The 25,338-nt window shown below is 65.8% G+C and carries 24 protein-coding genes and 1 pseudogene; 12 read left to right on the forward strand and 13 right to left on the reverse strand.

The window, feature by feature from the left end; genetic code table 11:
- The 7 genes and pseudogenes from AC1DD3_RS17530 to AC1DD3_RS17560 all read right to left on the reverse strand — a co-directional run.
- Nucleotides 1-410 (reverse strand): annotated as a pseudogene (locus AC1DD3_RS17530) (bifunctional D-altronate/D-mannonate dehydratase); the annotation flags it as partial.
- Nucleotides 411-484: 74 nt separating this feature from the next.
- Complete coding sequence (locus AC1DD3_RS17535; protein WP_230121366.1) at nucleotides 485-1,459, reverse strand: sugar kinase; 975 nt, start codon at nucleotides 1,457-1,459, stop codon at nucleotides 485-487.
- Nucleotides 1,456-2,127, reverse strand: coding sequence for a bifunctional 4-hydroxy-2-oxoglutarate aldolase/2-dehydro-3-deoxy-phosphogluconate aldolase (locus tag AC1DD3_RS17540; protein WP_476882163.1), 672 nt, complete (start codon nucleotides 2,125-2,127; stop codon nucleotides 1,456-1,458). The genes AC1DD3_RS17535 and AC1DD3_RS17540 overlap by 4 nt, the downstream gene beginning before the upstream one ends.
- Before the next feature lie 53 nt (nucleotides 2,128-2,180).
- Nucleotides 2,181-3,329 (reverse strand): galactonate dehydratase, encoded by a 1,149-nt coding sequence (dgoD, locus tag AC1DD3_RS17545; RefSeq protein WP_476882164.1) that lies wholly within the window; start codon nucleotides 3,327-3,329, stop codon nucleotides 2,181-2,183.
- Nucleotides 3,330-3,338: 9 nt separating this feature from the next.
- A complete protein-coding gene (locus AC1DD3_RS17550; protein WP_230121363.1) occupies nucleotides 3,339-4,220 on the reverse strand; it encodes a carbohydrate ABC transporter permease in 882 nt (293 codons plus the stop codon).
- A complete protein-coding gene (locus AC1DD3_RS17555; protein ID WP_476882165.1) occupies nucleotides 4,217-5,155 on the reverse strand; it encodes a carbohydrate ABC transporter permease in 939 nt (312 codons plus the stop codon). Before AC1DD3_RS17555 ends, AC1DD3_RS17550 begins: the two co-directional genes overlap by 4 nt.
- A gap of 90 nt (nucleotides 5,156-5,245) precedes the next feature.
- Nucleotides 5,246-6,526: an ABC transporter substrate-binding protein gene (locus tag AC1DD3_RS17560; protein WP_476882166.1), complete on the reverse strand. Its 1,281-nt coding sequence runs from the start codon at nucleotides 6,524-6,526 to the stop codon at nucleotides 5,246-5,248.
- A 133-nt stretch (nucleotides 6,527-6,659) separates the two neighbouring features.
- Between AC1DD3_RS17560 and AC1DD3_RS17565 the strand changes: the two genes are divergently transcribed.
- Complete coding sequence (locus AC1DD3_RS17565) at nucleotides 6,660-7,475, forward strand: FadR/GntR family transcriptional regulator (RefSeq protein ID WP_476882167.1); 816 nt, start codon at nucleotides 6,660-6,662, stop codon at nucleotides 7,473-7,475.
- A gap of 60 nt (nucleotides 7,476-7,535) precedes the next feature.
- On the opposite strand, the gene AC1DD3_RS17570 is transcribed toward AC1DD3_RS17565, so the two are convergent.
- Complete coding sequence (locus AC1DD3_RS17570; protein ID WP_476882168.1) at nucleotides 7,536-9,044, reverse strand: xylulokinase; 1,509 nt, start codon at nucleotides 9,042-9,044, stop codon at nucleotides 7,536-7,538.
- Between the two features lie 4 nt (nucleotides 9,045-9,048).
- Nucleotides 9,049-10,239 carry a xylose isomerase gene (gene xylA, locus AC1DD3_RS17575; protein ID WP_476882169.1) on the reverse strand — a complete coding sequence of 397 codons (1,191 nt, stop codon included), beginning with the start codon at nucleotides 10,237-10,239 and terminating at the stop codon, nucleotides 9,049-9,051.
- A 245-nt stretch (nucleotides 10,240-10,484) separates the two neighbouring features.
- On the opposite strand from xylA, the gene AC1DD3_RS17580 reads away from it, so the two are divergent.
- Nucleotides 10,485-11,753, forward strand: coding sequence for an FAD-binding protein (locus tag AC1DD3_RS17580; protein ID WP_476882170.1), 1,269 nt, complete (start codon nucleotides 10,485-10,487; stop codon nucleotides 11,751-11,753).
- Between the two features lie 10 nt (nucleotides 11,754-11,763).
- Nucleotides 11,764-13,065, forward strand: coding sequence for an ROK family protein (locus tag AC1DD3_RS17585; RefSeq protein WP_476882171.1), 1,302 nt, complete (start codon nucleotides 11,764-11,766; stop codon nucleotides 13,063-13,065).
- 44 nt (nucleotides 13,066-13,109) lie between these two features.
- Here the strand turns inward: AC1DD3_RS17585 and AC1DD3_RS17590 are convergent, their stop codons facing one another.
- Complete coding sequence (locus tag AC1DD3_RS17590) at nucleotides 13,110-14,147, reverse strand: LacI family DNA-binding transcriptional regulator (RefSeq protein ID WP_476882172.1); 1,038 nt, start codon at nucleotides 14,145-14,147, stop codon at nucleotides 13,110-13,112.
- Between the two features lie 303 nt (nucleotides 14,148-14,450).
- Here AC1DD3_RS17590 and AC1DD3_RS17595 point away from each other — a divergent pair, with 303 nt between their 5' ends.
- The 6 genes from AC1DD3_RS17595 to AC1DD3_RS17620 are packed head-to-tail and all read left to right on the forward strand — an operon-like array spanning nucleotide 14,451 to nucleotide 20,679.
- Nucleotides 14,451-15,770, forward strand: coding sequence for an ABC transporter substrate-binding protein (locus tag AC1DD3_RS17595; protein WP_230121374.1), 1,320 nt, complete (start codon nucleotides 14,451-14,453; stop codon nucleotides 15,768-15,770).
- Between the two features lie 4 nt (nucleotides 15,771-15,774).
- Nucleotides 15,775-16,677, forward strand: a complete 903-nt coding sequence (locus AC1DD3_RS17600; protein WP_230121373.1) for a carbohydrate ABC transporter permease — start codon at nucleotides 15,775-15,777, stop codon at nucleotides 16,675-16,677.
- A complete protein-coding gene (locus AC1DD3_RS17605; RefSeq protein ID WP_230121372.1) occupies nucleotides 16,677-17,582 on the forward strand; it encodes a carbohydrate ABC transporter permease in 906 nt (301 codons plus the stop codon). Before AC1DD3_RS17600 ends, AC1DD3_RS17605 begins: the two co-directional genes overlap by 1 nt.
- A gap of 27 nt (nucleotides 17,583-17,609) precedes the next feature.
- Entirely contained in the window at nucleotides 17,610-18,794 is a 1,185-nt protein-coding gene (locus AC1DD3_RS17610; protein WP_476882173.1) for a Gfo/Idh/MocA family protein, read from the forward strand.
- Nucleotides 18,795-18,805: 11 nt separating this feature from the next.
- Nucleotides 18,806-19,504, forward strand: coding sequence for a ThuA domain-containing protein (locus tag AC1DD3_RS17615; protein ID WP_230121370.1), 699 nt, complete (start codon nucleotides 18,806-18,808; stop codon nucleotides 19,502-19,504).
- On the forward strand, nucleotides 19,489-20,679 hold the full coding sequence (locus AC1DD3_RS17620) for a Gfo/Idh/MocA family protein (protein ID WP_476882174.1): 1,191 nt from the start codon (nucleotides 19,489-19,491) through the stop codon (nucleotides 20,677-20,679). Before AC1DD3_RS17615 ends, AC1DD3_RS17620 begins: the two co-directional genes overlap by 16 nt.
- Nucleotides 20,680-20,750: 71 nt before the next feature.
- Here AC1DD3_RS17620 and AC1DD3_RS17625 read toward each other — a convergent pair whose 3' ends face one another.
- Nucleotides 20,751-21,782 carry an aldo/keto reductase gene (locus AC1DD3_RS17625; RefSeq protein ID WP_476882175.1) on the reverse strand — a complete coding sequence of 344 codons (1,032 nt, stop codon included), beginning with the start codon at nucleotides 21,780-21,782 and terminating at the stop codon, nucleotides 20,751-20,753.
- 37 nt (nucleotides 21,783-21,819) lie between these two features.
- On the reverse strand, nucleotides 21,820-22,692 hold the full coding sequence (locus AC1DD3_RS17630) for an NAD-dependent epimerase/dehydratase family protein (protein WP_230121367.1): 873 nt from the start codon (nucleotides 22,690-22,692) through the stop codon (nucleotides 21,820-21,822).
- Nucleotides 22,693-23,153: 461 nt separating this feature from the next.
- Here AC1DD3_RS17630 and AC1DD3_RS17635 point away from each other — a divergent pair, with 461 nt between their 5' ends.
- The 3 genes from AC1DD3_RS17635 (at nucleotide 23,154) to AC1DD3_RS17645 (ending at nucleotide 24,636) form a co-directional block, all read left to right on the forward strand.
- Complete coding sequence (locus AC1DD3_RS17635) at nucleotides 23,154-23,648, forward strand: hypothetical protein (RefSeq protein ID WP_476882176.1); 495 nt, start codon at nucleotides 23,154-23,156, stop codon at nucleotides 23,646-23,648.
- 118 nt (nucleotides 23,649-23,766) lie between these two features.
- Nucleotides 23,767-23,961, forward strand: coding sequence for a hypothetical protein (locus tag AC1DD3_RS17640; protein WP_476882177.1), 195 nt, complete (start codon nucleotides 23,767-23,769; stop codon nucleotides 23,959-23,961).
- 96 nt (nucleotides 23,962-24,057) lie between these two features.
- Nucleotides 24,058-24,636 carry a mucin-associated surface protein gene (locus tag AC1DD3_RS17645; RefSeq protein ID WP_476882178.1) on the forward strand — a complete coding sequence of 193 codons (579 nt, stop codon included), beginning with the start codon at nucleotides 24,058-24,060 and terminating at the stop codon, nucleotides 24,634-24,636.
- Between the two features lie 64 nt (nucleotides 24,637-24,700).
- Here AC1DD3_RS17645 and AC1DD3_RS17650 read toward each other — a convergent pair whose 3' ends face one another.
- Nucleotides 24,701-25,315, reverse strand: a complete 615-nt coding sequence (locus AC1DD3_RS17650; RefSeq protein WP_230118610.1) for a TetR/AcrR family transcriptional regulator — start codon at nucleotides 25,313-25,315, stop codon at nucleotides 24,701-24,703.
- Nucleotides 25,316-25,338: the final 23 nt, after the last annotated feature.

A 25,338-nucleotide genomic window follows, 5' to 3' on the forward strand; every position in this document is an offset into this window, starting at 1 on the left:
TCGCGGACCGAGTCGAACAGTGAGGGGATGTCCGCGCCGGAGGCGTGGCCGTAGGCGCGCAGCCCGTTGCGGGACGCCCCGCCCAGGAGCTGGTAGACCGGCATCCCGGCGACCTTGCCCTTGATGTCCCACAGCGCCATGTCCACCGCCGCGATCGCGGCCATCGTCACCGGGCCGCGGCGCCAGTACGAGGACCGGTACAGGAACTGCCAGGTGTCCTCGATCCGGTGCGGGTCCTTGCCGATCAGCAACTGCGCGACGTGTTCCTTGAGGTACGCGGCCACGGCCAGTTCGCGGCCGTTCAGGGTGGCATCACCGATGCCGGTCACACCGTCCTCGGTGGTGATCCGCAGGGTCACGAAGTTACGGGAGGGGCTTGTCACGAACACTTCCGCGGCAATGATTTTCACAACAGGTCCTGGCTTTCTTTCAGGTCTAACAATGAACGTTTCCGGCCCTTCGGCCGGGACGGGGCGCCGTCCGCTTAGCGCTGGGTGGTACCGGCAACGTGGCCGCCGAGCAGCGCGAGTTCGCCGGTGCGCGGCAGGCCTTCCCAGTCCCCTGCGGTGCTCACCGCGAAGGCACCGGCCAGGGCGCCGCGCCGAAGGCGGCCGGGAACGTCCTCGCCGTCGAGCAGTGCCGAGAGGTAACCGGCGGTGAAGGCGTCCCCGGCGCCAACCGTGTCGATGCTCGTCACCGGCACAGCCGGGACCTCCCAGTGCCCGGCGCGAGTGTGTGCTCCGGCGCCGGCTGCCCCGCGCTTGACCACCACGTCCTGCACGCCAAGGCCCAGGAGGTGCTTGGCCATCAGGGCCTCGGCCTCTGCGGAGTCCGAGGGCACGCCGGAGTCGGCGGCGACCAGGTCGAGTTCGTCGTCGGAGGCGATGACAATGCTGGCGTGCCGGACGAGCGGGGATAGGACAGCCCGCGCTTCGTCGCGCGACCAGAGCTTGCTGCGGTAGTTGACGTCCAAGGAAACCAGGACGCCGGCGCCCGTTGCCCGGCGCGCTGCGTATTCCACGGCGTCCCGCGCTTCCGCGCTCAGTGCCGCGGTAATGCCGGTCATGTGAAGGATGCGGGCCCCGCCTTGGAGCGCAGCGTCGACGTCCTCCCTACAAAGAGTGGAACCGGCTGATCCGGCGCGGTAGTAGAAGGCGCGGCTGACATCGGCAGTCCGCTGCTCCAGGAACATCACGCCTGTGCTGCGGACGGAATCTTCCCGGTGGTGGAGCTCGATGCCCTCGGAACGCAGTTGGCGCTGGACGAACTGGCCATGCGGATCGGCACCCACCACGCCGGCCCAGCGCACTCTGTGCCCCAGCCTGGCCACACCGACGGCCACGTTCGATTCGGCCCCTGCCACATGCATGGACAGGCTGCCGCCAGCGGACAGCGGACCGCCCGAGCGCAGCGACACCATGGACTCACCCAGTGTCAGGAGGTCGACGTCGGCCCTCACTGGAGGCTCCCGGCCGTCCGGCCGCCGAACTCGGCGGACAGGCGGACGAAGCTGCGGGCGCGACCCCGGAGCGGAGCCAGATCGCCGCCGGAGCCGGCGTCGCCGAAAAGCGGACCGCCCAGCCCCACGGCGATGGCGCCGGCCTCCCAGTAGCCGGCCGCTTCCTCGAGCCCCACGCCGCCCACAGCGATGAAGGGGATCTCCGGGAAGGGGTCGCGCAATGCTTTGAGATAACGGGGCCCCCCGATGGATGCCGGGAAGAGCTTGACTGCGGTGGCGCCGCGGTTCATCGCTTTGTAGGCCTCGCTGGGGGTCAGCGCCCCCGCCAGGACGGGAATGCCGCGCCGTGAAGATTCGCCGATCGACTCCGCCAGCGCCGGCGTCACCGTGAACTGGGCTCCGGCGTCGGCGATGTCGTCAACGTCCTGCACCGTCAGCACGGTCCCCGCCCCGACGAAACAGCCTTCGGGTGCCGACGAGCGAACGTCGCGGATCGCCGCCAGCGCGTCCGGCGTGGTCAGTGCTATCTCGACGAAACGGAATCCCTCCTCCATCGCGGCGAGGGCCGCCTTCGCGGCAGCCGGACCGTCGGTCCCGCGCACGATCGCGACCAGCCGGGTTTCCCTGATTCCTGCCAAGAGAAACTCGGGCGTCAAAGTGCTTTCCATTTGCGGGGCTCTCCACTTCCTGCTTGGTCATGCTGGCCTTCACCACTCTGCGCTCACCACTCGGCAAACGAGCCGTCGGGGTGACGCCACACGGGGCCGCGCCACGCGTGCCCCTGCTTGTCTGCCGCCCGGACCACCGCTTCGTCGATTTCGATGCCGAGGCCGGGCCCGGTCAGCCGCTCGATGTGCCCGTCCACGAACTTGAGGGGCGTCTTGTCCACGACGTAGTCGAGGACTTCGGCGCCCTGGTTGTAGTGGATGCCGATGCTCTGTTCCTGGATCAGGAAGTTGGGCGTCGCGAAGCCAACCTGCAGGCACGCGGCCAGGGCCAGCGGGCCGAGTGGGCAGTGCGGTGCGAGCTGCACCTCGTAGATTTCGGCCAGTGAGGCGATCTTGCGGACCTCGGTGATGCCGCCGGCATGCGAGAGGTCGGGTTGCGCCACGGCGATGCCGGCCTGCAGAGCGGGGAGGAATTCCTGCCTGCTGTACAGCCGCTCCCCGGTGGACACCGGCGTGGTGGTGGATGAGGTGAATTCACGCAGCAGATGGGTGTTCTCGGGTACCACCGGTTCCTCAAGGAAGAACGGCCGGTACGGCTCAAGGAGCGGCGCCACCCGCCTGGCGTTGGCGAGGCTGAAGCGGCCATGGAAGTCGACCGCCACGTCGCGGTGGTCCCCCAAAACCTCCCGGGCGGCGGCCACCCTCCGGACCACGCCGTCGAGCTCCGCCACCGACGCGACAGGGCTCATCCGGCCGCTGGCGTTCATCTTGACCGCCGTGAGTCCGACTTCCAGCTGGGCGCTGATCTGGTCGGCCACCTCGTTGGGCTCGTCGCCGCCCACCCAGCCGTACATCCGGATGCGGTCGCGGACCGGTCCGCCCAGTAGCTGGTGGACCGGGGCGCCGAAGTGTTTGCCGGCGATGTCCCACAGGGCCTGGTCGAGCCCGGACACGGCGCTGGCCAGGATGGGGCCGCCGCGGTAGAAGGAACCTTTGGTCATGACCTGCCAGTGGTCCTCGATCCGCAGGGCGTCCTGGCCGATCAGCAACTCGGAGAGCTGGTCGACGGCGGTCCGGACGGTTTCGCTGCGGCCCTCGCAGCTTGCCTCTCCCCAGCCGACAATCCCGCTGTCCGTCTCGATGCGGACGAACAGCCAGCGCGGCGGGACCAGGAAGGTTTCTATTCTGCTGATTCGCGTCATGGCGTACCCCTAGCCCTTGGTGGCGCCGGCGGTCATGCCGGACACAATGTATTTCTGCGTGAAGAGCGCAATGATCATGATCGGGATGGTCACCACGGTGGCCGCGGCCATCAGTCCGCCCCAGTCGATGCTGGCGTAGGAGACGAAGTCGAAGATGGCCACGGGCAGCGTCTTGGTCTTCGAACCGGACAGCACCAGGGCGAACATGAAGTTGTTCCACGAGAAGATGAAGGACAGGATCCCGGCGGTGGCCATGCCGGCCACCGAAAGGGGCAGTGTGATGCGGCGGAACGCGCCGATCGGCGTGAGCCCGTCCACCTGGGCCGACTCCTCGAGTTCCAGCGGCAGGGAGTCGAAGTAGCTCATCATGATGTAGACGATCAGCGGCAGGGCGACGAACATGTGGCTGAGGATCAGCACCTCGAAGCCGCCCACCATCTTCAGGTTGGAGAAGACGTAGTACCAGGGCACCAGCAGGGAGACGCCCGGGATGACGCGGGCCATCAGGACCACCAGCGCCGAGCGGTGCATTGTGAAGCGGCTCATGGCGTAGGCGGCCGGGACGCCCAGGACCAGCGACAGGGCGGTCGAAACGAAGGCCACCCAGAAGCTGTTGAAGATGAAGACGAAGTAGTTGTTGCGCTGCAGCACGTTGGCGTAGTTCTCGCCGGTGGGCGTGAACAGGAAGGACTTGCCGGCGTCGTAGATGTCCACGTTGGTCTTGAAGGAGGCCAGCAGCATCCAGAACAGCGGCGCGATCAGGAACAGCACCACCGCGATCAGGGCAACCACGCGGAAGGTCTTGTAGGCGCGGCTGCGCAGCGGCTTCTTGCGGCGCGCCACCTGTGGCCGGCGCCGTGCCGGTGCCTGGGGTTCAGTCAGGAGGGTCATTTGCTTACCGCTTTCTTGCGCATGGTCAGCAGCCACATGGAGCCAATGATGATCATGAAGAACAGGATCAGTACGGCCGAGGAGAGCCCGTACTGGTTGTAGTCGAAGCTCAGCCCGTAGGCGTAGACGTTGAGAGTCTCCACCTCATGGAAGGAACCGCCGCCCTTGCCCTTGGTGGCGTAGAGGATGTCGAACGTCTTCAGGGCATCAATGCCGCGAAGCAGGATGGCCACGATGACCGTGGGCATCATCAGCGGCAGGGTGACGTAGAAGAAGCGCTGGACCGCGCTGGCGCCGTCCATCCGTGCGGCTTCATCCGGCTCATCGGAGAGGGAGGTGAGGCCGGCCAGGAGGATGAGGACCACCATGGGGGTCCACTGCCAGACGTCCATGAAGATGGTGGTGGGCAGGGCGGAATCCTGTCCGGAGAGCCACGGCTGCGGCGGAATGCCCACGAGGCCCAGTAGCTGGTTGGCGAAGCCGATGTTCGGATCGAAGATCAGGCGCCACATCATGCCCACTGCCACGGGAGTGGCCACGAGCGGCAGCAGGATGGCCACCCGGACCCACTTTTCGCCGCGGAACGGACGCCACAGGAGCAGGGCGATGCCCATGCCGAGAATGATTTCGCAGGCGAGCGCCACGAAGGTGAAGGACAGCGTGCGGCCCACGGCCGGCCAGAAGCGCTCGGTATCGGTAAGGACCGTGAGGTAGTTCTCGAGGCCCACGAAGTCCGACGCCGCACGCACCGACCCCTGGGAGTCGGTCAGGCTCAGGTACAGGGTCCAGGCGAGCGGAAAGATGATGAGGACGCCCACGAAGATCATGGCGGGCGCCGCGAACAGCCACTTCCGGTGGCGGTTGGCCCAGGCGGAGAAATTCTCCTGGGCGCTAGCCGTTCGTCCGGAGGTCCGGGCAGGGGTCAGTACAGACATTGTTCACCTAAGAAGTTGGGGGTGAAAATCTTCAGCGGACGACGGCGGGACAACAGCCTGGCGGGTGCCCCGCCGTCGCGCTTTAGTTACTTACTTTTCGTCGTCCAGGAACTTCTGGAACGCGGTGTTGGCCGTGTCAGCTGCTGCTGAAGCGTCGGCACCGGTGATGGAGGCGACGATCGGGCCGCCGACGATTTCGCGGGCCTTGCCCACGGTGAGGACCTGCGGGCGGTCGTGGCCCACGCCGTTTTCAGCGCTCACCGCGATGGCGGCGGCGAGGTCCTTCGGGTAGGTGGAGGTTCCGGCGGGATCGGACCAGACCGAGGCGCGCGGCCCGGGGACGCCGGCCTTCTGTGCCTCAAGGGTACGTTCCTTGCCGGTGGCCCACTTGATGAACTTCCAGGCGTTGTCCTGATTGGCCGAGGCCTGGTTGATGCCCAGACCCCAGGACGGGATGTTGTACGGCTTGGAGCCGGCAGGACCGGCGGGCAGCGGCGCGAAGCCAACGGTCTCGGCCACCTTGGACTTGGCGGGGTCCGTGGCGTTCTTGTAGAGGGAATCCGCCTCGGTGTAGAAGGCGGCCTTGCCCTGGGTGAAGATGGCCATTGCCTCGGGCCAGCTCATGTCCGTGCTGACGTTCTTAGGGCCGTAGTTCTTGATCAGGCCGCCGTAGAAGGCGTACGCCTTCTTGGCTTCCTCGCTCCCGACGGCGGACTTGCCGCTTTCATCGGTGAAGTCGCCGCCGAAGCTGTATAGGAAGCTGGAGAACTGGGTGACGGCTGCCGACTTGCCGGTGCGGGCAACGAACCCTGCGGTGTCCGCGGAAGAAAGCTTCTTGGCGGCCGCCTCGAGTTCCTCCATGGTCTTGGGAACTTCGATGCCGGCGGCCTTCAGCAGGTCCTTGCGGTAGTAGAGCACCTCCCGTTCGGTGATGATGGGAACGCCCGTCACCTTGTCCTCATAAGTGGTGGCCTTGACGGGGCCGTCCTGGTAGTCCTTCCAGTTCCACCCGGCGTCCTCTGCCACCTTGCTGGTCAGGTCCGCGAGGTAGCCGTTGCGGGCAAACGCCTTGCCCTCCTGCAGCGGGCGGTACATCATGACATCGATTTCGTCGCTGCCCGCGTTGAGCTTGACGTTGTACTGGTCCGAGAGCTGGTCTTCGCCGAGCTGGGTGAGCTCCACCTTCAGCCCGGTGGACTTTTCGAACTCCGGAATTGCTGCCTTGATCCCTTCGGTCCACACATGGTTGGCGAGGGTGACCCGTACCGTGTCCGAGCCCTTCGACTCGCCGCTTCCGCCTCCGCAGGCAGTCAACCCCAGCGAAAGGGCCGCGGCGACGGCCGCATACTTCACTACTGAACCTCGCTTCATTACGACTCCTAAGATCATGGCCGGAGCTGCTCCGGCCGCCCGCATACGCATCTTTGCATCTGCTCCGGAAGCGGTCATAGGGAAATAAAGCAGACTTAAACAACCCCTTGTGGCCCACCCGTATGATTTATTTATGAAATCTCCAAAGGCGGAGCCCTCCCAAGCCTTGCCGGTGTCGTTTCTGGAACGGCTGGGCCTGGCTATTGCCGACGGCACGCTTGCGCCGCACGCCGTGCTCCGGATCGACGAGCTGGAAGCCGAGCACAAGGTCTCCCGGTCAGTGGTCCGGGAAGCGACGAAGGTGCTCTGTTCGATGGGCATGCTCGAATCGCGGCGGCGCCTGGGAACGGTAGTCCAGGCCGTGGAGTGCTGGAATCTCTATGACCCGCAGGTAATCCGATGGCGGCTCGCCTCCTCCGCACGCCTGGACCAGCTCCGCGCACTTAACGAACTTCGCGGGGCGATTGAGCCGCAGGCGGCCCGGCTCGCCGCTGGCCGGATTTCGCTTGAGGACGGAAGTGAGCTCGTGTCCATCGCGGCCCGCCTATGGGCGGCGGGGCAGGGCGACAACCAGGAACAGTTCCTGCTCTTGGACATCGATTTTCATGCTGCTGTGCTCAAGGCGTCCGGCAATGCGATGTTTTCCCAGCTGCACAACCTGGTGCGGGAAGTCCTGACCGGCCGCACCGAACACGGGCTGGTGCCGCACCTTCCGCACCACGAGGCGCTCCAGCTGCACGTTGACGTGGCGAGCGCCATCCAGCGCGGCGAGGCTGAGGCTGCCCACGCCGCGATGAGCAGGATCGTGGAGCAGTCGACCGAGGAAATGGGTGACATCTGGTCCCGGCACCAGGGAGACGGCGGAATCCAGGAAAGCGCCGCCGGGGAAGGCGCAGTCGCGGCTGCCTCGGCCCACGCGGGGGCGACCGAAAGGACAGTTAACGCCTGACGGCGGCCCTGCGGCAGGTGTGATCCTGACACAGAGCCGCCGCCCAAGACAATCCCGAGGCTAGCGGCCGCCGCGCAATTCGAAACAGGCGCGCCGGTATTGCTGTCCGATGACCGGACGGAAGTCCGCCGCGGGGGTCGCCTCCAGTGCGGTCTTCCACTGCGGACGGTCCCCGGTCAAGGCCCAGGCGGCCTGCACGGCCGCGCCGCGTGCCACGTACTCGCCGGGCTCGGGAATGACAACAGGGAGATCGAAGACCTGGGCAGCTATCTTCTGGAGCGCAGGGTTCTGCACCGCGCCGCCGATCAGCAGGAGCCGCCGGGCCGGCACGCCCAGTTCCCGCAGCGCATCCATTCCCCCGGACAACCCACACAGCATGCCTTCGAACGCCGCCCGGGCGATGTTGCCGCGCGTTGCGGACGCAATGCTGAGGCCGTGCAGGCTCGCCTTCGCATCCGGGAGGTCGGGGGTACGTTCACCCTCGAAATAGGGCACCAGGACCACTCCCCCGGCGCCAGGGTCCGCTTCCAGGGCCAGCCGGGCCAATCCGTCGAAATCGACGTCCAGTACGTCGGCGATGGAACCAAGAACGCGGGCCGCGTTCAGGGTCACGGCGATGGGAAGGTAGCCCCCGCCCGCGTCGGCGAACCCGGCCACGGTTCCGGTCACGTCCGTGCAGGGATCGGCCGCGACGGCAAACACCGTGCCGCTGGTCCCCACGGAAACCACCACATCGCCGGAGCTGATGCCCAGTCCCAGCGCGGCCCCTGCATTGTCGCCGGCTCCGACCCCGACGGCGATGCCACCGCTTGCGGATGCGGCACCCGCCGCGCCGTTTCCAGCCGTAGGGAGGCATGCCAGGTGAGCGTGCCCCGCCGAAGCGCCGGGGTCCAGGACCCGGGGCAAAACGACGGCGTCCTCCAGCCCCGCGGAGTCCCCGGCTTCGCGGGCTGGACGGCCAAGGGCCAGATGAAAGAGCTCCAGGTCGTAGGCGCCGGTCTCCGGACTCCAGTAGCCGGTGCCGCTGGCATCGGAACGGTCTGTCATCAGCTGCTCAAGGTCCGGACCCAGGGGGCTGGACCCTGACGGGCCGAAGCCGCGCAGCCGCCACGTCAGCCAGTCATGGGGCAATGCGACGGCGGCCACCCGGGCCGCGATTTCCGGCTCATGGTCCCTGACCCACCTGACCTTGGTGGCAGTGAAGGACGCCACGGGCACCAGGCCGGTCCGTTTGGCGTAGTCCGCCGCACCCACTTCGTCGATGAGGGCGGCGGCAGCCACGGCAGACCTGGTGTCGTTCCACAGCAGTGCCGGGCGCAGAACACTGCCCTCCCGATCCAGCAGCACCATGCCGTGCTGCTGGCCCGCGATGGAGACGGCGCTGACGTCACCCAGCCCCCCGGCGTCGTCAATTGCCTCAGACAACGCCCGCCACCAGTGGTCCGGGTGGACCTCGGTACCGTCCGGGTGGCCGGCACGGCCTTCGCGCACCGGGGCACCGGTGTCGGCGTCCAGAATGAGGACCTTGCAGCTTTGGGTTGAGGAATCCACCCCGGCAACCAGTGTCATGGGATCAGCGTGCGCCGAGCAGGTGCTCGATGAAGAGCTGCTGGAGCTTCACGAAACCGAAGCCCTTGCCGCCGAAGTAGGCATCGGCGTCGAACTCCTCATAAGCGGACTTGTCGGCGAGCAACTGCTGGTATCCCTCACCAGGGTTAAGGGTGGGCTCGTTGATCTCGGCGACGCGCGACACCTGCAGAGCGGCCTGGACCTCGGGGTCTGCACGGAAGGCTTTGGCGCGCTCCTTCAGCAGCAGGTAGGTCTGCATGTTGGCGGCCGCCGAATCCCACACACCGTCGATGTCCTCGGTACGGCTGGGCTTGTAATCGAAGTGGCGCGGGCCGTCATAGGCCGGGCCGCCGTTGGGTCCCCCGTTTTCCAGCAGGTCCACGAGCGAGAACGCGTTCTGGAGGTCACCATGGCCGAACACCAGGTCCTGATCGAACTTGATGCTGCGCTGGCCGTTGAGGTCGATGTGGAACAGTTTGCCCTGGTACAGGGCCTGGGCGATGCCGTGCGTGAAGTTGAGCCCGGCCATCTGCTCGTGGCCTGTTTCGGGGTTGATACCCACGAGTTCCGGACGCTCCAGCGTTTCGATGAAGGCGAGGGCGTGGCCGAGCGTTGGCAGCAGGATGTCGCCGCGGGGTTCGTTCGGCTTCGGCTCGATGGCGAAGCGGATGTTGTAGCCCTTGTCGGTGACGTAGTCGCCCAGCAGATTCACGGCCTCACGGTAGCGCTCGAGCGCGCCGCGGATGTCCTTGGCGGCGTCGTACTCGCTGCCTTCACGGCCGCCCCACATGACGAATGTCTCCGCGCCGAGTTCGGCGGCGAGGTCGATGTTCTCCAGTACCTTGCGGAGGGCGAAACGGCGCACGCCGCGGTCGTTGCTGGTGAAGCCCCCGTCCTTGAAGACGGGATGGCTGAACAGGTTGGTGGTGATCATGGGAACCACCATGCCCGTCGCTTTGAGCGCACCGGTAAGCCGGTCAATCTCCCGCTGGCGGTCCGCCGCCGAGCAGCCAAAGGGAAACAGATCGTTGTCGTGGAAGGTGATGCCGTAGGCGCCGAGGTCACTGAGCCTGTTGACGGCCTCCACGGTGTCCAGCGACGGGCGCGTGGCAGATCCAAACTGGTCCTGCGCCTCCCAGCCAACTGTCCAAAGGCCGAAGGAAAACTTGTCTTCACGGGTGGGCTGAATCGCCATTGAGAGCTCCGAAAGAAGTAGGGAGAAAGTTGCTGTCCGAACGGGGTCATCGATGCGACCCGAGAAATTGTTCTGTAGACAAACATATTCGTATTTCCAAGGATGTCAACCACTTTCGCGAGAATAGTCGCGCCGATCTGCACTGGTCCGCGTGCTGGAAACCTCTATTGTTTTGGCAGGCGGCTTGGTAAGTTGTGCTAGGCATCAAACAGACGTACGGCATCCCGATCAGAACGGTAATCGCAATGGAGCAACTCACCACGGAACGCAACTGGGCCGGAAACTACAGCTACAAGGCGCCGGCGACAGTCTTTCCGCACAGCGTGCAGGAGCTCCGCGAGGCGGTGGCCGACGCAGAGAAAATCCGCGCGCTCGGCTCCAGGCATTCCTTCAACGACATCGCCGACACACCGGGCATTCTGGCGTCGCTGGAGGGCCTCGACCCCGCAATAAGCATTAACGAGCAGGACATGACGGTGACGGTGAGCGGGGGCATCCGCTACGGAACCCTCGCCTCCGAACTCCACCGCCGCGGTTTCGCCCTGCACAATCTCGCCTCGCTTCCCCACATATCCGTGGCGGGCGCCGTCGCCACTGCCACCCACGGGTCCGGGGACCGGAACGGCAACCTGGCCACTGCGGTGGCCGGCCTCGAACTGGTCACCGCAGACGGCTCGCTGCTGACGGTGCACCGCGGTGATGCCGACTTTGCCGGCATGGTGGTGGGGCTGGGAGCCCTGGGTATTGTCACCAGGCTGACCCTGGACATCGAGCCAAGCTACGAGGTCAGCCAGAGCGTTTTCGAGAACCTTGACTGGAACCTGGTCCTGGAGAACTTCGACGACGTCACCTCCGCCGCGTACAGCGTGAGCCTGTTCACCGACTGGAGCGGGCCGACCATCGGCCAGGCCTGGCTGAAGCGCAGGACAGTCGATGCCGGACAGCCGGGTGTGGAGTCCGGATTCTTCGGCGGGAAGGCTGCTGCCGAGGCAAGGCATCCGTTGCCGGGCGTACCCGGCACCAGCTGCACCCAGCAGTTGGGCGTCGCCGGCCCCTGGTCTGACCGGCTGGCCCATTTCCGGATGGAATTCAACCCGAGCAAGGGCGAGGAGCTGCAGAGCGAGTACCTCATTCCCCGCGAGCACGCCGCGGATGCCCTCCGCACCATGCGCCGGCTCTCAGGTGTGGTGAAACCGCTGCTGCTCGTCGGTGAAATCCGCACCGTCGCCGCGGACAACCTTTGGCTGAGCCCGAACTACGGCCGTGACGGCATCGGGCTGCACTTCACGTGGCGGCAGGACCAGCCGGCTGTTGAGGCGGTCCTGCCGGTACTGGAAGCAGAACTGGCGCCCTTCGCGGCGCGGCCCCATTGGGGCAAGCTGTTCGACGGCGACGCCGCCGCCGTCGGGCCGCTGTACCCGCGCTTTGGTGACTTTAAGGCACTGGTCGAAAGGCTGGATCCCGCCGGAAAGTTCCGCAACAGCTTCCTCGACCGCAAGGTATTCGGAAGCTGATATTGTCGCGATGATGCCCTCCCCAGCCCGCGGATCCGGACCGGCGCAGCCTGCCCCGCCTCCCCTCTCCTTCCCGCCACCCGAACCCGTAACTGCCCGAAGCGAGGCCGATCCGTCCCGGCGGAACAATCTGGCCCTCATCACCGCCATGCTGCACCACCACCGGGTCCTCAGCCGTGCTCAGATCACCAGGCGGACGGGACTCAACAGGTCCACAGTGGGAACCCTGATCGGACAGCTTGTAGCGCTCGGGCTGGCGTATGAGTCCGCACCGTCAGGTGAAGCGCAGGTGGGCAGGCCCAGCCCCGAAGTCCGCCCGAGCCCCTCCACTGCAGCACTGGCCGTCTACCCGGAAATCGATGCGGTAACCATCGGGCTGGTCAGCCTCGGGGGCCGGATCCAAAAAAAGATCCGCTTCCCCACGGAGCGGATACCTTCAGCCACGGAAGCCGTGAACATCGCGGCCGCCGTCATCGAGGGCATGCGTTCTGAACTGGACACGTCCTACCGGATCACGGGCGCAGGCATGGCCGTGCCCGGCCTGGTCAACCAAGCAGATGGAATCGTCAGGCACGCGCCGCACCTTGGCTGGCGGAACGAGCCGGTGGCCCGGATGCTGGCCGAGGCGACGGGGTATGCCTGCCACGCCGCCAATGATGCCTCCCTCGCGGCCGAAGCCGAGCTCCTCTTTGGTGCCGGAGCCGGCCGGGAAAACCTCATCTACCTCAACGGCGGGGCCAGCGGCATCGGCGGCGGCGTGATCGCTGGCGGCACGCTGCTTCGAGGGGCCAGCGGCTACGCGGGCGAACTCGGCCACACGTTCGTCCGGACGGCGGGCAATTCCTGCCATTGCGGAGCCACCGGCTGCCTGGAAACGGAGGTCTCGCAATCCCGGCTCTTCGAACTGGCCGGGCTCGCCGGCGGGGACGCCGCAGAGCTGGAGCATGCGCTGCGGCATGCCGGCAGCCCCGAAGTAGCCAGGGAAGTGGAACGCCAGCTGGAGTATCTGGGCACAGCATTGCGGAACGCTGTCAACATCTTCAACCCGGAGGTCATCATCTTGGACGGATTTCTGGGGATCCTGCACAGCCTGTCGCCCGGGACGCTGGAAAATCTGGTCCGGTCCGGGGCAATGGCTGGGCCGGCGGCAGAAGCCAGGATCTACCGGGCGGCACTGGGCGCTGACCTCATGATGATCGGGGCGGCAGAACTTGCCTTCGCCCAGTTCCTGGCGGATCCCGCCAGCGCGGGCCCATTGCCCGCGGCCCCGGTCTCGGCAGCTGCCCGCAGTGGCGCCCCGGCCTCGACGTGATCGCGCGGCGTCCGGTCCGGAGACCGTTCATTGACCTTTAAGAGTCAATGAGCTTCACGCGGCGCAGCGGTTGATTCACGCACAACAAGATGCGTGGCCAGCTCCACCCGCTGGGAATCGAGAGCTTCGCCGTGGAGCTGCCGCAGCACCGCGCGCAGTGCCGCACGGCCCATCTCCTGCAGGGGCTGCGCCACGGACGTGAGCGGCGGAATGGATTCCTCCGCCTGGTAGGTCCCGTCGAATCCCACAAGGCTCAGATCCTCCGGAATCCGCAAACCGTTCCGCCGGGCTTCGCCGAGGACGCCGAGTGCGATGCTGTCGCTCGCTGCGAAAATGGCAGTGGGCGGCTCGGCGAGGGACAGCAGTGCCTTCAGGCCCCGGGCTCCGTGATCCGAGCGGAAGCTTCCTGACAGGACGTACGAAGGATCCACCGTCACATCTTTTGCCATGAGGGCCGCCATGTAGCCGTGCAGCCTCGCCTGGTTGCACTCGGCAGCTTCCGGGCCGCCAAGGAAACCAATGCGCGAATGACCGAGCTGGAGCAGGTGTTCCGTCGCGGCCTTGCCGCCCGCCCAATTGGTGGCACCGACGCTCACAACATCAGCCGGTGGCGGGTTCAGGGGGTCAATCACCGCCACCGGGATCTTCCGGCGCCGAAAGGCATGAAGCTGCGCGGCGCTGAAGGCGGACGTCACCACGATCATGCCGCTGCGGCCGGCGTCCACCATCCTCTGGGCGCGGCGTTCGGGGCTCAGCGCCGCACCCGTCACCTGGCTGGTTACGCTCAGGACCACTTCGACGTCCGTGGTCCCGGCATACTCCAGCACCCCGTTGAGGATTTCCACCGCATAAGCGGAGTTCAGTGCGTCGAAAACCACCTCGACGACGGTCTGCCCCGGGGCGGTCGTGCGCCGCTGCACAGGGGACTGATATCCCAGCGCCTCCAGCGCCGCAAGTACCCTGGCGCGAGTATCGGGCGAGACGTCCTCCCGGCCGTTGACAACCTTGGACACGGTGGGAGCTGACACGCCGGCACGCAAGGCAACGGCTGCAAGGGTCGGTTTCTCCGGCCGAACGGTCATAGACAAGGGATCCTCGAGTTCTTTCGAAATATTTCGCTGCCATCATCTTGCCTCGGATGAACCGTGCCGGTCAACAACCGAACAGGCATCCCGAGTTGTTTTGCCGAAAATCGCTTGACTGTGACTGCGCTCACGGCTAGATTTACCTCACCGGCCGCAATAGTTTCGAAATGTTTCGAAATCCTTACTCTGCGGCTGCGCCACCACACACGAATGGACCGCCCGCCTCGGAGTCGACGCCGGCGGCCCACTTCACACGTTACCGGGTACCAGCGTTGCGCCCGGAGGATGAACGGAAGCGAAATGAACATTCGAAAGTTGCGCTCGGCTGCACTGGCATTTTCCGCCGCGGGAGTGGCGCTGAGTCTGGCCGCCTGCGGCTCTGCCGGTCCTGCCGGTTCCAATGTCAGCAGCGACTCGGCAACCATGTGGGGTCTGACCGGCGGCAACCAGCCTGTCCTGCAAAAATCAGTGGAGTCCTGGAACCAGGCCAACGCTGACAAGTCCATCAAGCTCGACTTCTTCGCCAATGATGCCTACAAGACCAAGGTCCGGACGGCTGTGGGCGCTGGAGAAGGGCCCACCTTCATCTACGGCTGGGGCGGCGGAGTGCTGAAATCATACGTTGATGCCGGCCAGGTGGCCGACCTGTCTGACTTCGTTGCACAGAATCCTAACGTCAAGGACCGCTACCTCCCCTCGGTGCTGAAGAACGGCGTAGTGGACGGAAAGACTTACGCCCTTCCGAACAACAACGTCCAGCCCGTGGTCCTGTATTACAACAAGGAGGTTTTCGACAAGGTCGGCGCACAGGCACCCAAGACCTGGGATGAGCTCATGGCGCTCGTGCCGAAATTCAAGGAAGCCGGCATCGCTCCGTTCTCACTCGGCGGGCAGTCGAAGTGGCCGGACCTGATGTGGCTCGAGTACCTCGTAGAACGCATCGGCGGCCCGGAGGTCTTCGCGAACATCGCCGCCAACAAGCCCGATGCCTGGTCTGACCCCGCCGTGGCCCAGTCACTGACCAAGATCCAGGAGCTGGTGGACGCGGGTGGCTTCATCAACGGCTTCTCCTCCGTCGCCGCCGACAGCAACGCCGACCAGGCACTGCTCTACACCGGCAAGGCCGCCATGGTCCTGCAGGGCGGCTGGATCTACCAGGGCATGAAGAAGGACGCCGCCGACTTCGTCAAGGGCGGCAAGCTCGGTTACGCGACGTTCCCCACCGTTTCCGGTGGCAAGGGCGATCCCGCCAACGTCGTCGGCAACCCGTCCAACTTCTGGTCCATCTCGGCCAAGGCCACTGACGCCCAGAAGAAAGCCGCCCTGGACTACGTCAAGGACGGAATGTTCACCGACGGCGACACCCAGGCCCTGATCGACTCAGGAGCGGTGCCCGTGATCAACGGAATCGACAGCAAACTCGCTGCCTCTCCCGACAAGGACTTCCTGACCTTCGTCTACGGCATGGCCAAGAACGCGCCGAGCTTCACCCTCTCCTGGGACCAGGCCCTCAGCCCTGCCCAGGGCGACGCAATGCTGTCCAACCTGGACCAGATCTTCCTGAAGAAAATCAGCCCCGAGCAGTTCGTCGCCACAATGAACGCCACGATCGGTAAGTAGCACCATGACTTCCCTTAGTTCTCCTGCCCGGAGGGTCCGCGACGCGGGCCCTTCGGGGTGGCTGGCGGCGCCGGCCCTCGTCTTCTTCCTGCTGTTCGCCGTGATTCCGCTCCTCGGTGTGGTGTTCCTCAGCTTCACGAGCTGGGACGGTCTCCGGGAGATCAAGCTGGACGGGCTGTCCAGCTGGGCCACAGTCCTCACGGATCCGGTGACCGGCAACGCCCTTCTCGTAACAGCAAAGATCATGTTCTTCTCATTCATTGTCCAGGCGCCCGTGAGCCTGCTGCTCGGCGTCTTCACCGCCGGCGGGCAGAAATACCGGGCGGCCCTGGCCGTCCTCTACTTCCTGCCATTGCTTCTCTCCTCGGCTGCCGTTGCGATTGCCTTCAAAGCGCTGCTCGACCCCAACTTCGGCCTGGGGCCCGGTTTCCATTTGCCCCTGCTGACCCAGGACTGGCTGGGCAATTCCGATCTGGTGCTGTTCGTCGTGGTCTTCGTCATCGCCTGGCAATTCGTCCCGTTCCACACCCTGATCTACCAGGGCGGCGTGCGCCAGATCCCGGCTTCACTCTACGAAGCGGCGGAGATTGACGGGGCGGGCCGGTTCCGGCAGTTCTGGAACATCACCCTGCCGCAGCTGAAGTACACCATGATCACGTCCTCCACGCTCATGGTGGTGGGCAGCCTGGCCTACTTCGACCTCATCTTTGTGCTCACCGGCGGCGGACCCGGCTACAGTACGCGGCTGCTGCCGCTGCACATGTACCTGACGGGATTCAAGGCCAATGACATGGGAGCCGCCAGCGCCCTCGGCGTCATCCTCATCGTCATAGGTCTTGGACTTGCCCTCCTCCTGCAGCGCCTCGGCGGCAAGAACCGCAACGCAAGCCAACTGGAAGGTGCCTGATGGCCTCCACGACTCAGCTCCCTGTCCCTCCGGCGACCGTCACCGGCCCGCCCGCCGCAGCGCCGGCTTCCCGCACGAAGGGGCTGGGACGCCGGCGTCCAAACCTTCTGGGCGGCGCGGGCGGCTGGCTCTGGCTCGCGATTATCATCGTCCCGATCTACTACGTGGTGATTACCAGCCTTAAGAACCAGGCGGGATTCTTCACGTCCAATCCGATGCTCCCGGCGGCGGAGCCCACTCTGGACAATTACAAGCTGGTGCTGGACAACAACTTCGTCAGGTACTTCACCAACAGCGTCATTGTCACCGTTGGAACGGTGCTCCCCGCCCTGGTGGTGTCCTTCATGGCCGCCTACGCAATCGTCCGGGGCAAGAGCCGGTTCCTGAACTGGACGAACAACCTGTTCCTCCTGGGTCTCGCCATCCCGCTCCATGCCACCATCATCCCCATCTACTGGATGATCACCAGGGCGCACCTGTACGACACCCTGCTGGCGCTGATCCTGCCGTCCGTGGCTTTTGCCATTCCGGTCTCCGTCCTCATCCTGTCCAACTTCATGCGGGATGTGCCCAACGAGCTGTTCGAGTCCATGCGCCTGGACGGCTGCTCCGACTGGGCCATGCTGTGGCGGCTGGCACTTCCCATGACCAAGCCCGCCGTCATCACCGTCGGCATCTACAACGCCCTGCACGTCTGGAACGGCTTCCTCTTTCCGCTGATCCTGACGCAAAGCCCGTCCACGAGGGTGCTGCCGCTCTCGCTGTGGGCGTTCCAGGGTGAGTTCAGCGTGAACATCCCCGCCATTCTCGCCTCAGTGGTTCTGGCGACCCTGCCCCTCCTGGTGATTTACGTCGTCGCCCGCCGGCAGCTGCTGAGCGGACTGACCGCCGGATTCAGCAAATAGCATGCCGGGCCTTACGAAAGGACCTCAATGACAGCCGCACAGACGCTGCGCGTCGGCATGGTGGGTTACGCCTTCATGGGTGCAGCCCACTCCCACGCCTGGCGGACCGCGCCCAGGTTTTTCGACCTGCCGCTTCAACCCGAACTGACCGCCGTCGCCGGCCGTAACCCGGAAGCGCTGAACGGAGCCGCCGCCAAGCTCGGCTGGGCCTCGACCGAAACGGACTGGCGCCGCCTGATAGAACGCGACGACATCGACCTGATTGACATCTGCACGCCTGGGGACACTCATACGGAGATAGCGCTCGCCGCCCTCGAAGCAGGCAAGCACGTGTTGTGTGAGAAGCCTTTGGCCAACTCCGTGGCCGACGCGGAAAGGATGACGGACGCGGCGCAAGCCGCGGCCGACCGCGGCGTCTTCTCGATGTGCGGCTTCAGCTACCGCAGGACGCCCGCCCTTGCCCTCGCCAGGAGGTTCGCGGACGAAGGGCGGCTCGGCACCCTCAGGCACGTCCGGGCCCAGTATCTGCAGGACTGGCTCAGCGATGAAAACGCCCCCATGACCTGGCGGCTGGACAAGTCCAAGTCAGGGTCCGGCTCGCTGGGCGACATCGGTGCGCACAGCATCGACGCCGCACAATGGATCACGGGCCAACGAATCAGCGGCGTGTCGGCCCTGACGGAGACCTTCGTGCCGGAAAGGCCACTCGCCGGCAATCTCGTGGGACTCGGCGGACACGGCGACGCCGGCGCGGACACGCCCCGCGGAACCGTCACCGTGGATGACGCCGCACTGTTCACTGCACGGTTCGACGGCGGTCCGCTGGGGAGCTTCGAAGCCACCCGTTACGCCTTGGGACGGAAGAACGCCATGCGTCTGGAAGTCAACGGAAGCCGGGGATCACTGGCCTTCGATTTCGAGGAGATGAATGTGCTCTCGTACTACGACGCCACCGAATCGCCCGACGCCGGCTTCCGGCGGATCTTCGTCACCGAGCCGGAGCATCCGTACGCGGCCAACTGGTGGCCCACCGGCCACGGACTGGGCTACGAGCACGGGTTTACGCACCAGGTGGTGGATCTCGTGACCGCGATAGCAACAGGCCGACAGCCGGAACCGTCCTTCGCCGATGCACTGCAGGTGCAGCAGGTCCTGGCTGCCGTCGAGGCAAGCGCCGCCGACTCCAGCCGCTGGCACAACGTTAAAAACTAAGGAAGCATCCCATGACAGAAACCAAGACAGCCCTGGTGGTCCGCGGCGGCTGGGACGGCCACCAGCCGTTCGAAGCCACGGAACTCTTCATCCCGTTCCTCAAAGGCAACGGGTACGACGTCCGCGTGGAGGAGTCCCCGAAAATCTATGCGGACAGCGCGTACATGTCCGGAGTCGACCTGATCATGCAGTGCATGACAATGACCACCATCGAAAAGGAAGAATTCGCCGGCCTGCGCGCCGCAGTCGAAAACGGCACCGGCCTGGCCGGCTGGCATGGCGGCATCGCGGATTCGTACCGCAACAACTCCGACTACCTGCACCTGATCGGCGGCCAATTCGCCTGCCATCCGGGAAAGCACCCGGACGAACTCACCGGGGAACAGTCGGACAACTACGTGCCCTACACCGTCCGGATGCTTCCCGCCGCTGCCCAGCACCCCATCACCCAGGGCCTGGGTGACTTCGACCTCGTCACCGAGCAGTACTGGGTGCTCTCGGACGACTACATCGACGTCCTCGCCACCACCACCCAGAAGGTCCGCGAATGGGACCCCTGGCACCGCGAAGTGACCTCCCCTGCGATCTGGACCCGGCAGTGGGGAGAAGGCCGCATCTTCGTCGCCACGCCGGGGCACCGGGTGGAAATCCTTCAGGACACCAACGTCCGCACGATCATTGAAAGGGGCCTGCTGTGGGCAAGTCGCTAAAAGTAGGAATCATCGGCTGTGGCGCAATCATCGCCCAGTATCTCGCCAGTTTCCGCAGGCTGGACGGCGTCGAACTGGTGGCGGTGGCGGACCTCGATCCCGCGAGGGCCCGGGCCGTGGCGGACAGCTACGGCGGCGTACGGGCGGTCAGCGTCGACGAACTGCTGGCTGCCCAGGACGTTGACCTTGTCCTGAACCTGACCATTCCGGCAGCCCATGCGGACATCGCGCTGAGGGCCATCGCAGCAGGCAAGAGCGTCTACGGAGAAAAGCCGCTGGCAGCGAACGTGGCGGAAGCCCGGCAGGTGCTTGAGGCGGCCGTCAAGGCGGGGGTGAGCATCGGGTGTGCACCCGACACGGTCCTGGGCACCGGCATCCAGACCGCCAGAAAAGCCATCGACGACGGCCTCATCGGGGCACCGGTCTCGGCCACCGCCACCATGGTGACTCCAGGCCATGAGCGCTGGCACCCCAACCCCGACTTCTACTACCAGCCCGGCGGCGGACCCCTGCTGGACATGGGTCCGTACTACGTCAGTGCCCTCGTCACCTTGCTGGGGCCGGTGGTGTCCGTGATTGGCGCCGCAAGCCACACCCGGCCCGCGCGCACCATCGGGTCAGGACCGCGGATGGGCGAAATGGTCCCCGTGAACACCGATTCCCACGTCACCGGAATTCTGGTTCATGCCTCGGGCGCGCTGTCCACGCTGGTGATGAGCTTTGACGCTGTGCAGTCCAAGTCCCCCAACATCGAGGTCCACGGCGAGCAAGGATCATTGGTGGTTCCGGATCCGAACCATTTCGACGGCGATGTGCAGCTGTTCCTGCTCGGCTCCGACGCCTGGGAGACGCTGCCGGTGTCCGCCGGCTACCTCGATGCGGGCCGCGGCTTCGGCATAGCGGACCTCGCCGGCACGCCTGCGGGACGCGAGCCGCGCGCCGGCGGGGTCCTGGCCTTCCACGCGCTCGAGATCATGGAAGCCATGCTCGTATCAGCGCACAGCGGAGCCGCCGTCCCCATTCAGAGCACGGCGGTGAGGCCGGATCCGGTGCCCTTGACCGACCTCAACCGGCCGGCCGCGGCTGAGGAACCGGCTGAGGCGGAGGAACCGGCTGAGGAATCACTGCCCGGCGAGGAGATCCGGCAGGACGACGCGCAACCCGTCAGGTCATAGGATCGTCAGTTCAGAGGGTCGCGCAAGAACGCCCCGGTGGCATTCAGCCACCGGGGCGATTGTGGATTTGCCTAGCGGCCGCCGGCAATCTTCCTGCTGCGCTGCTCCTGCGCCATCAGCCCGTACGGATAAACCCCGACGCGCGGCTGGCTGGCTTCCGTCAGCCTCTCGGTTTCCGCAGAGGTCAGCTCAAGATCTGCCGCCGCCAGGTTGTCCGCCAGTTGTTCGGTAGTGCGGGCCCCGAGGATCACGGACGTGACCGCAGGACGGTCCGCGAGCCACGCGAGGGCCACCTGTGAGGCACTGACGCCGTGATCCGCGGCGATCTTCTCGACGGTTCCGATGACCTCCCAGGTGCGTTCGTCGTCGTTCCTGGCCTGCCAGGCTTCCATGCCGCGCGTGGGGTTCTCGCCCAGACGGGTGGCTCCGGCCGGCGGCTGGTCCCGCTTGTACTTGCCGGACAACCAGCCGCCGCCAAGGGGTGACCAGGGCAGGAGCCCGATGCCCGCGTCCATCGAGGCGGGCACAATCTCCGACTCGATCTCCCGCACGAGCAGGCTGTACTGCGGCTGGAGAGTCACGGGAGCGCTCCAGCCGTGCGCCTTCGCAAGGTGGACGGCCTTGGTCAGCTGCCATCCCAGAAAGTTGGAAAACCCGTAGTACGCGATCTTCCCGCTGCTGACGGCATCGTTGAGGAACCGCAGTGTCTCCTCCAGCGGCGTGATGGGGTCCCAGGCGTGCATCTGGTAGAGATCGATCTGCTCCACGCCGAGGCGCCGGAGCGAATCATCCAGGGACTTGGTGAGATGGCGCCGGGAGGTGCCCAGGTCGTTGGGGCCCTTCCCCATGGGGAACCGGCCCTTCGTGGCAAGGACAACCTGGTCCTTGGCTTCCGGCCGTTTCGCGAGCCAGCGTCCGATGATCTCCTCAGACACGCCGGAGCTGTACACGTCCGCCGTATCGATGAAGTTGCCGCCGGCTGCCGCGTAGTCATCCAGGATGGCGTGGGACGCTTCCTCCGTGGCCTCGGCGCCGAAGGTCATGGTGCCCAGCGCGTAGTTGGACACGACGGCCCCGCTGTTGCCCAGGGTGCGGTATTGCATGGGTTCTCCTCAGTCCTCGGTGGTCAGTTCTCGGTGGTCAGTCTTCGGTGGGGGTGGTGCGGTTGGAGTGGTAGGTCCGCCACGTGTGCTCGGGGGCGAAACCCAGGAGCCGTCTGGCCTTGTCGATGGAGAGCATGGTCTCGTGCTCGCCCAGCTCCCTGGTTACCTTGACGTTGGGGAACACCTCGGCGGCCAGGCTCGCGCTGGAGCGGCTCATGACGGTGTCCTCGTTGGCGATGATGAACGCCTCAAAGCCGGGCTTCCCGCTCTCGAGGGCGCGCGCCACCGCCTGGGCGCCGTCGCGTCCGTCAATGTAGCCCCAGAGGTTCCATTTGCGCAGCGTCGCGTCAGCGTCAAAGGACGGGAACTCCTCGTAGTCCTCGGGGTCCATGACGTTGGAGAACCGCAGCCCGGTGATGCTGAGCTCCGGGTCCCACCGCGTCATCTCGATCGCCATCTGCTCCTCCAGGTGCTTCACCAGCGAGTAGGTACTTTCCGGCCTCGCCGGGTATTCCTCATCCACCGGGATGTAGGGAGGGTCGACGTCGAACGGCAGTCCCAGCACCGTCTCGCTGGAGGCGTACACGACCTTCTTGATGCCGGCCCTGCGGGCCGCCTGGAACACGTTGTAGGTGGACAGCATGTTGTTCTCGAAGGTGGCGGCGTCCGGCACGAGCCCGGGCGCCGGGATCGCCCCGAGGTGGACGATTGCGTCAAACCCCCGGTGGCGGTCGTCCAGGCCCAGGACCACGTCCAGTACCTGGCCATAGTTGCGCAGGTCCACGACCGCATGCGCGGCGCTCCTCTCTCCCGCCCGGTCCAGGTTCAGGACGGAGTGCCCGTCCTCTGTGAGCCGGCGGACCACGCTGCGCCCCAGCTTTCCGCTTCCCCCTGTTACAGCAATTCTCATGGTGGTCTCCTCTGGCTTGGTTTGCAGGCCGGCCCGGTCTGACGGCCGGCCCGGGTGTGGACTGTCATGGCGGAGTCCCGCCGGTCACCTTCCTACCCAGCCTAGGTGCGCGGGTGCCCCCGCGCAGCCCTTCTGGCAGGCCCTGTGAGTCCTAGGAAAACCGGAGCCACCCGGGATCTGCAGCTCGGGCAGGTCCGCTAAGACACACTACGAGGGCTAAAACCTTGGGACCCCCAGGCCCCGGCAGGTGTGGGTTTTCCTGCTGGCCTTCCTTATGAAAACCCGGGAATTTCTTGATGGAAACCCAGAAACTCCCCCATGCGGGGGTCCACCAATACCCCTGACCCCCCAGTTCCCCCCTTCATGACCCCATAGGGGGGATGGCGTGCCGAGATTTTCACAGGAGAACCGGCGGATAGTGGCGGGAGTCAGGCAGTGAAGCCGCTGAAAGGGGCGCTCCGATGAAGAAGCTGTTACTCCTAAGCCTTCCCCTGATAGCCATTGCCGGATTCAATGTCTGGAGCGAAGCCCTGGCCGAACCGACCCAGATCCAAAGGCCCGGCATTGTGGTGCCCAACGTGACCGCCATGGGCCCGGCGGCAAACGCGGACATACCCGCTGGCTCCACGGCGATGCCGGTTACGGCTTTACCCAAGCCCACCCGCGCAGCGCCGCCCCCGGGCCGTAAACCGGGTACCGCCGGCAGCAATACCGCTTTGGTCGCTTTCGTCGTGCCGGCCGAGCCCGCCCCTGCCGCTGTGGTCGTGCCAGCCGAGCCCGCTCTGGCTGCTGTAGTCGGGTCGGCGGTCCCCCCGGCCAGCGGGACCAGCATCCCAGACGACAAGGGCGGGCTCAGGCACGGCGGCGATGACGGGGCTGCCCGGCGCGGCGGCGGAAGCGATGACAGGCCTGCCCGGCGCGGCGGCGATCACCACGGAGGCCGTGATGACGGCTAATCTCCCGGATCCGCTGGAGCGCGAATCGCAAGCCTCGGGACCCCGACTCCGCCAACTCGAAGCACCTGCCCGCCCACGCACACCGTGGGGCAGCCCGCACGGCCGTCAGGATCGGACGGTGATGCGCCAGCAGGTCATCGATCTCATCCTGGACATCATTTCGGCCACGGATCCCCAATCCGCCGTCAGGCTCCGGCTGGTGCGCCATCTGGCTGCACACCCCGGCTGTCCGGAACAGGCCCTCCTGCGCCACCTCCTCGAGAGTTCGCGGCACTCATGGCCTCATACCGGATCCCCTATTGAAGATAAGTAGGCTTATGATTTATTCGGCTGCCATTTCCGGCGGCCCCGCGGGCTGGGGCAGAATGCCCCAGCGGCGGGTACCGGTCGGCAACGTAGGGAAACCATGATGGATTCGCTGGGCAGCAAGGTTGGTCGGCTGCACGTTGGCACGCGACTTCTTGCCGCCGGTCTCGCGGTTGCCGCCCTGGCCGGCTGCGCTCCAGCCGCCCCGGACCTGGACTCCAAGACCGGCACGGAACTGCAGGCCCAGGTCCTGGCCGTCAGCACGGCGGCTGCGAACGAGGATCCTTCCACCGGGCTCCGGATCCTCGATGAGCTGGCCGAGCACCTGACCCGGGCTGCGGCAAATGGTGACGTGTCCTTCAAGCGGCACCAAAGCATCATGAAAGCCATCGACGCCGTCCGGGCTGACCTCCGGGCGGCGGTTACGGCCAAAGCCGCCGCCAGCACGGCTGCAGCAAAGAAAGCGGCTGCGTCCAAAGCGGCCGCAGATAAGGCCGCCGCCGCCAAAGCGGCAGCGGAAGCCGCCGCAGAGGCGGCCGCGGCCCAAAACGCCACCGCCCAAAACGCCGCCGCCCACCAGGCTCCCGCCGCCCTGACTCCCCAACCGGCCGTGACCACGCAGCCCGCCACCGACAACCGGGCCAAGGGCTCCAACAAGGGCAAAGGCAAGAAGGGTGGCTGACTCTCCCGGCGTACGATACCCGTGGGCCGAGGCGCTGCCTGCCGGCGCCAGCCTTGCCCTGGCGTCAGCTCCGGTGGTGGGCGATCAGCCAGCCAGCCATCTGCTGGGCGCGTTTGGACGCCAGGAAGTCACCCTCGGTGGCCGAAATGATGGAGCCCTTCATCAGAATGTGCCAGGAGCGGGCGAACTCCTCGGTGTCGCGCAGGCCCGCTTCCTCCGCAAGCGCCTGGAGGTGGCCGCGGATCCGGGCGAGGTAGCCGATGCTGGCTTCCCCCAGCGGATGCTCGGGGCCCATCTCAAGGAGGACGTTGATGAAAGTGCAGGCCTCGAAATCATCGCGCTGGAACCAGTCGCCGAACACGTCAAAGATGGCGAGCAGCCGTTCCTCGGGGCTGTTCCCGCGGCTCCGGGCTTCGGCGACAATGAGATCCACGGTCCATACCTGATCTCGGAGGGCCAGGAAGGCAAGAACCAGTGCATCTTTGGACGGGAAATGCCGGTAAAACGTGGATTTGGCCACGCCGGAACGCTCAATCAGCTCGTTGATGCCGACGTCGCGGATGCCACGGCGGGAAAACAGCTCGTAGGCAGTGGAGAGTATCCGGTGCAGGGGTTCGTTCTGCGCAGCACGAACACCTTGGGGCAGCAAGGTGCCCTCCGTGGTATCAGGTGTGTTCATTAGAGAAATACTCTACCTTGGGA

Source organism: Arthrobacter sp. 05T444 (assembly GCF_056395905.1).

Bases quoted from the DNA above. Each gene is read 5' to 3' on its own strand.
- AC1DD3_RS17650 (WP_230118610.1), bottom strand. From the start codon at position 25,315: ATGAACACACCTGATACCACGGAGGGCACCTTGCTGCCCCAAGGTGTT.
- AC1DD3_RS17570 (WP_476882168.1), bottom strand. From the start codon at position 9,044: ATGACACTGGTTGCCGGGGTGGATTCCTCAACCCAAAGCTGCAAGGTC.
- AC1DD3_RS17625 (WP_476882175.1), bottom strand. From the start codon at position 21,782: ATGCAATACCGCACCCTGGGCAACAGCGGGGCCGTCGTGTCCAACTAC.
- AC1DD3_RS17600 (WP_230121373.1), top strand. From the start codon at position 15,775: ATGACTTCCCTTAGTTCTCCTGCCCGGAGGGTCCGCGACGCGGGCCCT.
- AC1DD3_RS17605 (WP_230121372.1), top strand. From the start codon at position 16,677: ATGGCCTCCACGACTCAGCTCCCTGTCCCTCCGGCGACCGTCACCGGC.
- AC1DD3_RS17630 (WP_230121367.1), bottom strand. From the start codon at position 22,692: ATGAGAATTGCTGTAACAGGGGGAAGCGGAAAGCTGGGGCGCAGCGTG.
- AC1DD3_RS17550 (WP_230121363.1), bottom strand. From the start codon at position 4,220: ATGACCCTCCTGACTGAACCCCAGGCACCGGCACGGCGCCGGCCACAG.
- AC1DD3_RS17595 (WP_230121374.1), top strand. From the start codon at position 14,451: ATGAACATTCGAAAGTTGCGCTCGGCTGCACTGGCATTTTCCGCCGCG.
- AC1DD3_RS17585 (WP_476882171.1), top strand. From the start codon at position 11,764: ATGATGCCCTCCCCAGCCCGCGGATCCGGACCGGCGCAGCCTGCCCCG.
- AC1DD3_RS17565 (WP_476882167.1), top strand. From the start codon at position 6,660: ATGAAATCTCCAAAGGCGGAGCCCTCCCAAGCCTTGCCGGTGTCGTTT.
- AC1DD3_RS17610 (WP_476882173.1), top strand. From the start codon at position 17,610: ATGACAGCCGCACAGACGCTGCGCGTCGGCATGGTGGGTTACGCCTTC.
- dgoD (WP_476882164.1), bottom strand. From the start codon at position 3,329: ATGACGCGAATCAGCAGAATAGAAACCTTCCTGGTCCCGCCGCGCTGG.
- xylA (WP_476882169.1), bottom strand. From the start codon at position 10,239: ATGGCGATTCAGCCCACCCGTGAAGACAAGTTTTCCTTCGGCCTTTGG.
- AC1DD3_RS17635 (WP_476882176.1), top strand. From the start codon at position 23,154: ATGAAGAAGCTGTTACTCCTAAGCCTTCCCCTGATAGCCATTGCCGGA.
- AC1DD3_RS17540 (WP_476882163.1), bottom strand. From the start codon at position 2,127: ATGGAAAGCACTTTGACGCCCGAGTTTCTCTTGGCAGGAATCAGGGAA.
- AC1DD3_RS17580 (WP_476882170.1), top strand. From the start codon at position 10,485: ATGGAGCAACTCACCACGGAACGCAACTGGGCCGGAAACTACAGCTAC.
- AC1DD3_RS17590 (WP_476882172.1), bottom strand. From the start codon at position 14,147: ATGACCGTTCGGCCGGAGAAACCGACCCTTGCAGCCGTTGCCTTGCGT.
- AC1DD3_RS17555 (WP_476882165.1), bottom strand. From the start codon at position 5,155: ATGTCTGTACTGACCCCTGCCCGGACCTCCGGACGAACGGCTAGCGCC.
- AC1DD3_RS17645 (WP_476882178.1), top strand. From the start codon at position 24,058: ATGGATTCGCTGGGCAGCAAGGTTGGTCGGCTGCACGTTGGCACGCGA.
- AC1DD3_RS17615 (WP_230121370.1), top strand. From the start codon at position 18,806: ATGACAGAAACCAAGACAGCCCTGGTGGTCCGCGGCGGCTGGGACGGC.
- AC1DD3_RS17560 (WP_476882166.1), bottom strand. From the start codon at position 6,526: ATGAAGCGAGGTTCAGTAGTGAAGTATGCGGCCGTCGCCGCGGCCCTT.